The sequence below is a fragment of the Leptothrix ochracea L12 genome, assembly GCF_000262525.1.
This window is the reverse complement of the sequence record NZ_JH660682.1, coordinates 1-12,089: the sequence shown is the minus strand read 5'-3', so window position 1 is coordinate 12,089 and position 12,089 is coordinate 1. Positions and strand designations below refer to the sequence as shown.

Annotated in this window: 7 protein-coding genes; 2 read left to right on the top strand and 5 right to left on the bottom strand. The window is 58.8% G+C overall.

Annotation, left to right across the window (positions count from 1 at the left end; translation table 11 throughout):
• Positions 1-34 precede the first annotated feature (34 nt).
• The 3 genes from LEPOCDRAFT_RS01715 to LEPOCDRAFT_RS01705 form a co-directional block, all read right to left on the bottom strand.
• Complete coding sequence (locus tag LEPOCDRAFT_RS01715; RefSeq protein WP_009453481.1) at positions 35-679, bottom strand: fibronectin type III domain-containing protein; 645 nt, start codon at positions 677-679, stop codon at positions 35-37.
• A gap of 131 nt (positions 680-810) precedes the next feature.
• Positions 811-4,662 (bottom strand): DUF3427 domain-containing protein, encoded by a 3,852-nt coding sequence (locus LEPOCDRAFT_RS01710; protein ID WP_009453480.1) that lies wholly within the window; start codon positions 4,660-4,662, stop codon positions 811-813.
• Between the two features lie 331 nt (positions 4,663-4,993).
• Positions 4,994-5,848 (bottom strand): restriction endonuclease, encoded by an 855-nt coding sequence (locus tag LEPOCDRAFT_RS01705; protein WP_009453479.1) that lies wholly within the window; start codon positions 5,846-5,848, stop codon positions 4,994-4,996.
• A 151-nt stretch (positions 5,849-5,999) separates the two neighbouring features.
• Between LEPOCDRAFT_RS01705 and LEPOCDRAFT_RS01700 the strand changes: the two genes are divergently transcribed.
• The gene (locus LEPOCDRAFT_RS01700) at positions 6,000-9,053 is read left to right on the top strand and encodes a bifunctional diguanylate cyclase/phosphodiesterase (protein ID WP_009453478.1); all 3,054 of its coding nucleotides are present in this window, start codon (positions 6,000-6,002) and stop codon (positions 9,051-9,053) included.
• Between the two features lie 30 nt (positions 9,054-9,083).
• Here LEPOCDRAFT_RS01700 and LEPOCDRAFT_RS01695 read toward each other — a convergent pair whose 3' ends face one another.
• Positions 9,084-9,353, bottom strand: a complete 270-nt coding sequence (locus LEPOCDRAFT_RS01695) for a DUF1840 family protein (RefSeq protein WP_009453477.1) — start codon at positions 9,351-9,353, stop codon at positions 9,084-9,086.
• Positions 9,354-9,463: 110 nt separating this feature from the next.
• Complete coding sequence (rlmD, locus tag LEPOCDRAFT_RS01690) at positions 9,464-10,963, bottom strand: 23S rRNA (uracil(1939)-C(5))-methyltransferase RlmD (protein ID WP_156793946.1); 1,500 nt, start codon at positions 10,961-10,963, stop codon at positions 9,464-9,466.
• Between the two features lie 258 nt (positions 10,964-11,221).
• On the opposite strand from rlmD, the gene LEPOCDRAFT_RS02865 reads away from it, so the two are divergent.
• Positions 11,222-12,089 (top strand): hypothetical protein (locus LEPOCDRAFT_RS02865; RefSeq protein WP_009453475.1); only part of this gene is annotated, 868 nt, incomplete at its 3' end.

Here is a 12,089-nt window from a genome sequence, read left to right as displayed (position 1 = left end):
CGTGAGGGGGCATGCCCCTCACGCCAGTTTTTTCTTAAACCACCATGATGCTGGCGGGCTCAGACCATAGCCCTGCCCCACCGGCGTTGATGCCGCGCACGCGCACCCAGAAGGTTTGTGCGGCGGGCAGATCGCGCAGCAGCATGTGCATGCTGCTTGTGGAGGTCAACGCGTGGTGCCAGTTGTCTTCCACATTGGGGTCGCCCTGCGCGATATCCGCTTCGTAGCTGGCCGCACCCGTCAAACGGTTGACGCGCACGTCCACCTGCCCGCCAAGCACGCCACGCTTTAGCTTCAACCCCTCAGGGGCCAGCAACGGCTCGGCATGGTCACCGCGCACCGCATCACGACGCAGATCAAACCCAGTGGATTGCAGGGCCGACTCGTTGTCATTGGCCACAAATTCCAAATACTTCACCAACGTTTGCAGCAAACCCGCCAAAGCCTCACGAGCACTGTTGCGCTCAGCAATCTTGAGCGTGTCATGCGTCAGGCTGGCACGATACGCACTGCGATACACCTCAAAGGCCGCATTGATTTGCGCCAAACTCGGCGCCGGTGCCGGCCACGGCTCAGGGAAGCGCGCATTCCCCGTCAACGACGCCACGATCAGTGCCACTTTGGTCTGAAAGTCCGATTCGTTCAGCCGCACAAAATTCGTAATCACTTTCGCTTGCATGAAGAACTCCCGTTGTTTAAAGGGCGTCCCATTCTTTGCAGCGCAGCAACTTGATTGACATCCCCCGAAAGTTGGGTTGAAGGGGGATGCAGCCCCACCGACTTGCCACTTTTGTGTCTCCAACCTGGGGATCAGACCCGGAACTGGATGCTCATCGGCTGACTGCCTTGATGCGACTGGTAAGTCACACGCCCGTGGTAGACGAATGGCGCTCCCTTGCCCGTTAAAAGCTTTCTTTCGCGCACAAACAAATGAATAGCGATACCCAGTTCCTCATGGTGAATGAGTTCCTTACCCCGCTTTATGTAAGGCGTTGTGGTGTTTTGGCTTTGCCAATGGAAGGTGTGCTCATCAAGCCAGTGATCGTGAAAACGATGAGCTTGAGCCTTGCCTTGCTTGTTCAATGTCACCAACAAGATGTGCGCTTTTTTGCCGTTGAGCACCACATGACCGGTATTCCAGTTTCCGGGGTTGAACTCTTCACCAAACAAGGGCGGAATGTCTTCGCGGGCGAAGGATTCACCCACCACCAAATCCAGCGGATCAACCACGGCACGCAAACGCGCCAACGTCCGCATGTCATCAGTGGCAAGCATGTCGGCGTATTCGGGGTTATTTGCCTTCAGGATGTACTGACCTGCTGCGTTCTTGGTGACAACACGCAGCAGGTATTGGTTATCCCCTGATTCGTCTTGGCGCTCAATCGCCATCACGCTGCCAGTGATGGACCCGGCCCGGCCCGGGCTCACGAGTTCAAGCAGTAGATAGTCGCCATCGTGGATTGGGTGCTTGCCGCCATCCATGGATCGGCCTGATGCTTTTGCGATGAAATGCCGACCGGGGTCAAGCGGCCCATAGCTGACTGGCAGTGCGCGGTGCTCTTCGGCATCCGTCCGACCTGTTCGGAAGTGCCCGCAAGCGATCTTGAGGTTTGGGAAGTACGGTAACTCGACCGCTTCGCGCCGATGAACGGGGAAAGGCACAACGTTATTGGTTGCTGGCTCACCCGCCATCGGTGCCAAACGGACTTCGTAGCTGGCAAGACGGAAATCCACCAGCTCCTGCAACAGTGCTGCCAATTTCTCAGTCAGTGCGGATGGGACGACTTTCACAAGGTTGAACACCTCGTCCTCAGCAGTGCGCTCCAAACAAAAATGCCCGGCTTTGTCTCCGCCTGTCCACGCTTTGACTGGGTTCTTGCGCCAGTAGCTTGCCCAAGCGGTTGAATCGCCGGCGACACCAGCCATGTCTGGTGACAAATCGGCCAGCAAGGAGCGGCGGCGCTCCAAGACCTCACGCGAACGCTGGCTCAAGCGTGACAAGGGCACCGCTGCGCTCAGGCCATCAAGTTCCAAGAAAGCCTCAAGCAACACCATCTTGAAACTGCGCGTCATGGCAGAGGTTTCCACCTCACGCAGCAACGCACCAAAGGCCTCAACAGCGTGTTCTTCCTCTTCGCTCAAATCCCCCAAGCTGCGAACCAACTCAAACCAGTGCCCAGCATGTTTGCGCATGGCCTGCACGCTGGAGCCTGAGCGGTGGAATTCAGTCAGTGTCGGACGGCGGCCGAGCGTGTTGCGTAGGGCTTTGTAGTCTTGGCGCGGGCCGTGGCTGTTCAGTGCTTTGAGGAAATCGATGATGCGTAGGTCATAGTTGACGAAGCATCCCGACGGCAGTTCCAGCTTCTTTTCTTGCACTTGCACGGCAAACGCGGCCAGCGCTTGATAGCTTGCCCCAACACCGAACAAGGCCTGCGGTTGGCGCAAAAAGGCATGGTGATTGCCGATGAAGTCCAGCACCACCAAATGGCTCTTGCCTTCGCAGCGGCGCAAACCCCGTCCGAGTTGTTGCAGGAACAGGATCTTCGATTCGGTCGGGCGCAGCATCATCACGGTGTCAATGCCGGGTAAATCCACACCTTCATTGAACAGATCAACGCTGAACAGCACTTGCAGCGTTCCGTCTTGAAGTTGTTCCAGCGCCTGTGCCCGGCCAAGGATGGAGTCGGCATACACCGCCGCAGCCCTCACTCCCGCCAATCTGAACTGCGCTGCCATGAAGTCAGCGTGGCGGCGCGAAATGCAAAAAGCCAACGCGCGGCTCTGGGCGCGTTCTCGCCACTCCTTCAGCGCATGACGGGCACGCGCCAGCGTTGCCAGCTTGTGGACAAGTTGCTCGGGGTCGAAGCGTCCGTTGCGCCATGGCACATCGTCGTAATTCACCGACTCGTCCAAGATGCCGTAATAGTGAAATGGTGCCAGCAACCCAGCACGGATGCCATCAAAGAGTTGGCAGGTGTGGACAAGGTTGTCGTCACACAGCGAGAGGATGTCGGACTGGTCGGTGCGCTCCGGTGTGGCAGTCAGGCCCAGCAGAAATGAAGGTGCAAAGTGGCCCAGCAAGCGCCGATAGGTGGCCGCAGCCGCGTGATGAAATTCGTCGATCACCACGTAATCAAAGTGATGCGGTGCAAAGCCTTTAAGGTGCTCGGCGCGGCCCAATGTTTGAACCGACGCACAGAGAATGTCCACCTCTGCATCACGTTTGCGGCCGGTATAAGCCCCAATGCGAGCCGTGGGACGAATGCGCAAGAAGGTTGCAGCCGCTTGGGCCAAGATCTCTTCGCGGTGCGCCACAAAAAGTACCCGTCGTGCCCCAAGTTGCAGGGTGTCAAAAGCAGCCAGCCACGTTTTGCCCAAGCCAGTAGCCAGCACCACCAAGCCACGCCGAAAGCCTTGCTCTCGTGTTTCGGCCAACGCTGCCAGAGCGGCACGTTGCACGGCGGTGGGTTCGGGCAAAGCTTCTTGTTCCTCGCTTTCGCTACCCGATGCGATTGCCGCACTCGTCATGGTTATCGGTGGCGGCTTACGACGTTTTTCATAAGCTTCGATCCAATCGTCCGTCAAGAGCACGGTGTTGGCATCGGCAAAGCGCCGTTCAAAATGCTGCCTTGCCTCCAAAAAGCCGCCGTCACTGGGATACACAACCCGGTAGTTCCATTCCAGTCCTTCTTTAAGCGCTTGTCGGCTGATGTTGCTCGAACCGATGAAGGCTGTGCCCTCGACCAAATCACCGTGTTCCAACCGAGCAAACAGATAGGCTTTGAGGTGAAAACTGCCACCCCGCGTCACATGCACGCGCACGTCGGCTCCTTGCTGTTGCAGCAGGAGCAGCAAACGCAGTGCTTCAGGATCGGTGATGCCCAAATAGTCACTGGTCAGCAAGCGCAACCGGCGTTCGGTGTTGTTCACTACGGCTTGCAAGTCAGGCAGTAGCAGGCGCAGTCCGGTTGTTTTGACAAAAGCCACTGCCAAATCAACGTGGGTGGCTCGGGCACATGCCGCCGAGAGTTGGGGTAAGAAATGATCCTCGGGGCCACCTGTGATCAGCCGGGGTGATGGTGCGCGGCGCAGCAAAGCGTTGGTCCAGCGTTCAAACCGATCTGGGCGGCGATCATCGGTCAGCCAAATCTCAGGCTCAAGGGCCTCAGGCAAGGGGGCAAACCATGCCCGCAGGGTTGGTTCATCGGCGTCGGTGAAGTGGCGCCCATGGTGGACGCGTTCACCCTGACCATGTTTGAAGCTGACGTAGAGCGCGCCACCCGGTCGCAGTGCCCGCCACAAACGAGTCAACACCTCAGGCACATCGGCTTGGGCTACATGCAGCAAACTGGCGCAGCACCAAATGCCATCAAAGCAGGCGATGTCCTCGACATCCTCAAAACGCCGCACTGCCACCGGGAAACCGCAGTGTTTAGATGCCAGCGCCGCAAGCGCTGGTGAGGCATCAAAAGCGCTGACTCGGTAGCCCCGCTCGGCAAAGGCTCGGGCGTCGCGCCCTGAACCGCATCCGGCATCCAACACTGCCGCCCCAGCCGGCAGTCCAGCCAAGAAGCGCGCATGCAACGGTGCCATGTCCACCCCTACCGTGCTGCCGAAGAACTCAACGGCGTGCCGGTTGTAAAAGTGAGCTGTTTGGTTCATCCCTGAGCTGATGTGGGTTCATGCGGCCCGTGGGCGCGGGGAGGATAGAGCAAAGGTAGCTGCCTGCTCGGGCGCAGCGAGGTGTCTGCTTGGGAGCAGTGAGGTCGGTGCTTGGGCACACCGTGGGCTGTGCTCGGGCACATGGGCCGGACTGCTTGGGCACAGATGGGTGGATGCTCGGGCACACCGTGGTCAATGATCGGGAGCGGACTGGTCGGTGCGCGGGCACATGGCTGGTACTGCTCGGGAGCCGAGAGGTGAATGCTTGGGCGCATGGTGGGCACAGCTTGGGAGCGGATAGGTCGGTGCTCGGGCACATGCTGCCGGTGCTCTACCCTCGTGCCACCATCATGCCCTTGCACTTCGAGTTGTTCACGCATCCCCAGAAGTGTTTGCCGCCGTTGCGGGGGGTGCGCAGGACCATTTTGGTGTCGCACTTGACGCAGGTGGGCTTCCAGTACTCGCCGTCTAGGGCCACATCAAGCAAAGCTTGCTGTTGTTCGGGGGTGCGTTTGGCGATCAGTGCGAGCAGCGCTGGGCCATCAAGAAGGTGGATTTGGTTGGTGCGGGCGAATTCGCGGGCGTCGGTGGAGTAATGGGCGGTGCAGGCAAATTGGCCTCGGTGCACGTTGTGGGCGGCCATCACGCCGCGCAGTTCGCGAATCTTGTCCACACCCACGGGTTTGCCGCTTTGCCAGTGCTTGCACTGCACGATGCTGACCGGGCTGCCATCGGGCTGGTGGCGTGAGTGCAGCCAGATATCGACCCCGCCGTCAGCACCGTGGCTTTGGCTGCGGGTGACAAAACCGGCCTGGGCGAACAGGGCTTCAACCAAGGCTTCGAAGCGACGCCACTCGATGACACTGAAAACCTCCAAACCCCACGCTTGTGGGCGCACGGTGGGTTCGATCGTGGGAACGGGTGGCGGAAGCGTGGTCGGTGGTGCGGGTGGCACAGATGGGTGCGTCCGGCGACGAACCTTGGGCGCAGCAGGGATACCCACCGTCCCGGAGGGCTCCATCGCACGGGTTGCTGAGAAATCATCAGACTGTGCGGATTCGAACTTTGCCTGTGCGGCGCGGCGCCTGATCAGCACACCCAGTACCACGCCCATCAAACCCAATAAAAGCAGCAGCCAAACCATGGTTTGGAGCAACCCATGCAAGGAAAACGGTGTTGACAGCATGAACAAAGCATTCCCTGAGATGTATGCCTGAATTTTGTATCAAGGCTAGCCAATCGCTTGGCATCGGTCAATCAGTCAATCAAAAAGCACGTTCAGAAAGCACGTTCAGAAAGCACGTCATGACCCCATCCTCCAACGGTCTGCGCCCGGTATGGGTGGCGAGGTCGGTGATAAGCTGATCCCCCACAAGACTCAAGGCAAACAACTGGGTGAGCCGAAGACTCAAAGTCGGATCAAAAAAATGACGTTCATCAAGGCAGCAGTAACGACCTTGGCCCATGGCCCAGCCCTCAGATGGGTTGACCGATATGTTGGTCGCTACCTTGGCATGTCTCTTGGAGATGTCGTCGGCCTTGGCCTGCTCATCGTCAGTGTTCATTTCCTGAGCAACTACAACTACCTGCTGTTCCACAGTACGGCGGAATTGTTCAGTGTCTTCATCGCCATCACCATCAGCATCCTTGCCATCAATTGCTGGCAATCGATCGAGAACCAATACGTTCTGTTCGTTGGTGTGGGCTATTTATTCATCGGGTTTTTGGATGTTTTGCACACCCTGACCTACAAGGGCATGCCCATCTTTCAAGACTACGACTACTACGCACCGCAGTTTTGGATCGCAGCGCGCTATCTTGAAGCCTTCAGCATGTTGCTGGGCTTTGCCTTCTTGGGCACCTCTCGGCGAGTCAATGGCCTCTTGACCTTCGGCGGGTTCACGTTGGTCACGGCATGGCTGGTGAGCGCCATTTTATATGTCAAGAACTTTCCGGTCTGCTTTGTGGCCGGACATGGGCTGACCCCTTTCAAAGTGATCAGCGAATACATCATCTGCACCCTGATGCTGGTGAATCTGGTGCTGCTTCATCGGCGCAAGCACCATTTTGACCCCGGGGTGTACCGGCTCATCCGCTTGTCAGTGATCTTGATGATCCTCATGGAGTTGTGCTTCACGCTCTATGTCTCAGACACGATGAGCGATGCGATCAACCAAACCGGACACATGATCAAGATCGTCGCCTTTTATGCGATCTACAAGGCGGTGGTGGTCACGGGGCTGCGTCACCCGCTGCATCTGTTGTTTCGCGAACTGAGCCAGAAAGAAGCCGAACTCGAAGCACGGGTCATTGAAAGAACCAGCATGCTGGCCAAGCAAAGCGAGAAGAACTTGGCGCTGCTGCACAACGCCAGCGACGGCATCACGATCATGGATCGGAACGCCAACATCATTGAGGTCAGTGATTCCTTCTGCGACATGCTGGGCTACACCCGCGAAGAAATGATCGGCATGAATGTGGCCCAGTGGGACTGTGGGTTCAACAGCCATGAAGAAACGATGGCGGTTGTTCAACGGCAGTTTGAGCAGCAAACGCGCGCGCTTTTTGAAACCCGCCATCGCCGTAAAGATGGCAGCACCTACGACGTGGAAATCAGCGGCTATCCCATTGAGCTTGATGGGACGATGGTGCTGTTCAATTCCTCACGCGAAATCACCGAGCGCAAGCGTGCCGAGCAAAAGCTTCAACTGGCGGCCAATGTTTTTGCCCATGCCAACGAGGGCATCATGGTCACCACCCCCAGCGGGGTGATTGTTGAAATCAATGAAACCTTCACCCGCATCACAGGGTACAGCCGCGACGAGGTTGTGGGCCAAACACCCCGCCTGCTTAGCTCTGGGCGGCAGAGCCGGGAGTTTTACGATTCGATGTGGAGAGCTTTGATCGACAAGGGCCACTGGTCCGGCGAGATCTGGAACCGGCACAAAAGTGGCGAGTTCTACGCCACCATGCAAACCATCAGTGCGGTGCGAGATGCACAGGGTAAAACGCTGCAATACGTGGCCATGTTCTCTGACATCACCACGCTCAAAGAACATCAAAACGAGCTGGAATACATCGCCCACTACGATGCACTGACCCACCTCCCCAACCGCGTGCTGCTCTCAGACCGCTTGCATCAGGCCATGACCCAATCTGTGCGCCGTAAAAACAGGTTGGCGGTGGCTTTTCTTGATCTGGATGGCTTCAAAGCGATCAACGATCAACATGGCCATGCCGTGGGCGACCAAGTGTTGGTGGCTATGGCTGTGCACATGCGACAGGCCCTGCGTGAAGGTGACACCTTGGCCCGGCTGGGGGGGGATGAGTTCGTGGCCGTGCTGTTGGATCTGGAGAGTTTTGAGGCCAGTGGTCCCCTGCTCGCTCGGCTGTTGGATGCTGCCTCGCAACCGCTGCGAGTGGATGATTTGGACGTGCGTCTTTCCGCCAGCTTGGGGGTGACCTTTTTCCCACAAGCCCAAGATGTGGATGCCGATCAACTGCTGCGCCAAGCCGATCAAGCGATGTACCAAGCCAAGCTGGCCGGCAAAAATCGCTATCACGTGTTTGACGCTGAGTTGGACCAGAGTGTGCGCGGTCACCACGAAAGCTTAGAGCGTCTGCGTCAGGCCCTGAACGCCAACGAATTTGTGCTGCACTACCAACCCAAGGTGCATATGCGCACGGGGCAAGTGATCGGCGCAGAGGCCCTGATCCGTTGGAATCACCCCACACGCGGGCTGTTGTTCCCCGCCCAATTTTTGTCGGTGATCGAGGGGCATGCGCTGTCGATCCATCTGGGCGAATGGGTGCTGAACCATGCTTTGACGCAAATTGAACAATGGCATGCAAGCGGACTGGATCTCAAAGTCAGCGTCAACGTGGGGGCACGGCAGCTGCAACAAGCCGACTTTGCCGAACGACTGCGTGTGATCTTGGCCGCCCACCCGGAGGTCAAACATGGTCAATTGCAGCTCGAAGTGCTGGAAACCAGCGCCTTGGATGACATCACTTGGACGGCCAATGTGATTGAGTCGTGTCGCAAGCTGGGTGTGACCTTTTCTTTGGACGATTTCGGCACCGGCTACTCATCGCTGACCTATCTCAAGCGTTTGCCGGTGGTGGAACTGAAGATCGATCAAAGCTTTGTGCGCAACATGCTCGAAGACCCTGACGATCTGGCGATCCTGAATGGAGTCATTGGTCTGGCCAACGCTTTCAACCGGCAAGTGATTGCCGAAGGGGTGGAGAACGTCGAATCGGGCACCTTGCTCTTGAAGCTCGGCTGCGAATTGGCCCAAGGCTACGGCATCGCCCGACCCATGCCTGGCCCCGATATGCCTGCTTGGTGTTTGGCTTGGCGGCCTGACCCGGCGTGGACTCAGATTTGACTCAGCCGACCACGCGCCGCAGCCTGATCGTCACACGCCCCAAACCACATCTTTGCCAGCCTTGGCGCTGTTGCTGAGTAAATGGATGAAGGGCTCTGCACGAGCGCGCAAGCGGGCATGCTCATGACCCTCTTGCGCCAAGATCGCCGCCTCCAGCGCGGCAATGGCGGCGGGCATCTGCGCCACCGTGACGACGCCCTGCGCTGAAGGTTCCCGGCCAATCAGGGTGAGCATGTGTTCGCCGTTGGGCTCCAGCATGATGACATCAGCGTCTGCTTGCGATTTGAACTTGTAAATCATGGTGGGCTCGCTTGAAGAAGTTGAAGGAACCATACCCCTCACCACCGCGTGCTTCTGTGCGCTACCGAACATCACGGAGATCGGTAGAAAACAAGACGGTGGGCTGCGCCTCAGACCCCTCGCTCAAACACCGCCATGGATTCCACATGTGCTGTATGCGGGAACATGTTGACCGCACCGGCCGCCGTGCAGCGGTAGCCGGCTTGATGGACAAGGAGGCCGGCGTCGCGGGCCAGGGTGGCGGGGTTGCAGCTGACGTAGACGATGCGCTGCGGGGGTTGCCAGCCGGGGGCGAGGCTGGGGTCTTGATGGACATCGGCCAAGGCTTTGGCAAGGGCGAAAGCGCCTTCACGCGGGGGGTCGATCAGCCAACGTTCGGCCGGGCCGTAGGCGGCCAAGTCAGCGGGGGCGAGTTCGAAGAGGTTGCGAGCGGCGAAGGTGGCTTTGTGGTCCAAGCCGTTGAAGCGTGCGTTCTCGCGTGAGCGTTGCACCAAGGCTTCACTGCCTTCAATACCCAGCACCTCGCGGGCAGTGCGCGCCAGCGGCAGGGTGAAATTACCCAGGCCGCAGAACCAGTCGATCACGCGCTCGTGCGGTTGCACGGCCAATAAACGCAGCGCCCGGCCCACCAGCACGCGGTTGATGTGGTGGTTGACTTGGGTGAAGTCGGTCGGCTTGAAGGGCATGGTGATGCCGAACTCGGGCAGGGTGTAGGCCAGTTGCGGGCTGGCCTCGTCAAGCAGCTTCACCGTGTCTGGACCCTTGGCTTGCAGCCACCACTGCACGCCGTGTTCGGCCGCAAAAGCGCGTAGCAAGTCCAAGTCGCCGCTTGAAAGGGGCTCAAGGTGGCGCAACACCAAAGCGGTGATCATGCTTTCAGCACCATCGCCACCACTGCCACCGCCACTGGCACCCACACCACCGATGGCTAACTCAATCTGCGGCAAACGGTCCCGCGCTTCCATGCTGGTGATCAGGGCACGCAAGGGCAAAAGCATGGCGCTGACATGCGGCGGCAGGATCGCGCAGCTCTTCATGTCGGCCACATAACGCGACTTGCGCTCGTGGAAACCCACCAGCACCTCGCCCTTTTTCATCACATAGCGCACCGAAAGACGGGCGCGGTAGCGGTAGCCCCAGGTCGGGCCTTCGATGGGCCGCAGCATCTGCTCGGCCTTGACCTTGCCAAGGTGCCAAAGGTTGTCTTCGAGCACACGCTGCTTGACAGCGACTTGGGCCGAGGCATGGAAGTGCTGCATCTTGCAGCCGCCACAGGAGCCCGCTTCCAAGCCGAAATGGGGGCAACCAGGCTTGACGCGCAACGCGCTTTCGCGGTGGATCGCCAGCAGTTCGGACTGCTCCCAATTGTTCTTGCGCCGACTTGGGGGCTTGACGGAGACCCACTCGCCCGGCAAAGCGCCGTCAATGAACACCACCTTGCCAGCAGCATTGCGCGCCACACCTTGAGCTTCAAGATCAAGCGACTCGATCTTGAGCTGCTCCGGGCCGGTCGTCGCCAGCAGGGCGGCTACAGCCGCTGAGACGGGTTGTTCGGGTGCAGCGGGAGCGGCCAGGGCAGCGTCAGAAGCAACGTCTTGGATGGGGGGCATGGTGATCTGCGAAGTCATGGGGTGGGATTGTCTCAGGCTTGGTGATCTTGAAAAAACCCACCTCAACCCACGTCGCCCGGGTAAATACCACGGACCTACACTTAAATGACAGCGTCGTGTTGTTCTGTTACGTCACATGCAGTCAGGACAAACCCTAGAGTTGTTACGGCGGTAAGGGTAGCCGTGAAATCAACCACGATGCACGGCCCGTCGTTAATGTCCGCTCCACGCAATCTCTTCCACCTCCAGGAGTTCGACATGACCAAGACGCTGACCCTCCAATCGTTCAAGCTCGGTACCCTCGCCCTGACCATCGCCATGATGAGTGCCTGCGGTGGTGGATCGGAAAATGCAACCTCGTCAGCCCCCAGCGCAACAACTTCGACGGCTTTGACCGTGAGTGACACCAAACAAGGGCTATCCATCCACCTGCCTGCGCTAAGCACTGCGGCGGCAGCAACGACCCCCCCAAGCTCCCAAGCCGTGGCTTGGAGCACCCAACAATTCAGTTGGAACGCTCAGGTCACCAGCGGTGTGATGTCGGGACAAAGCTACAGCGGCACGTTGATGCTCAAGGGCGAAAGCCTTGAGGATGGCAGCACCGAAGTCGAAGGACGCATGGTGCCGGCCCCAGCTACACCCACCACACCCCCATCGACCGGCTCGACCGTATCGGCGCAACACATCCGCCAAGACTATCGCCAAGCCGTGAACGATCTGGTGGACCAGTGGCGCAGTGCCACCGATCCACGGGCCGCCGTGCAGGATTTTCGGCAAGCGTTCCGTCAGATCACCGAGGACTATCAAGCCAAGCTCGATACCGCGTTGAGACAACAAACCCCATCCGACTCAAATCGGTCCGGAACACTCAGCGTCTCGGGGATCATCAACGCCGACGGCACGTTGGATCTACAACTGAACGGCCATGGCACGCGACTGCATCTGACGGGCCAGCGCGACAGCAACACCGGCCAGCTCTCGGGCACATTCACCGGTCCCGGTCGTCAAAATAGCGGCACATGGCAAGCCAGCAGCTCGGACGTGAGTCCGGCCCCTGCCCCTGCCCCTGCCCCTGCTCCTGCTCCTGCTCCTGCTCCTGCTCCTGCTCCTGCTCCTGCTCCTGCTC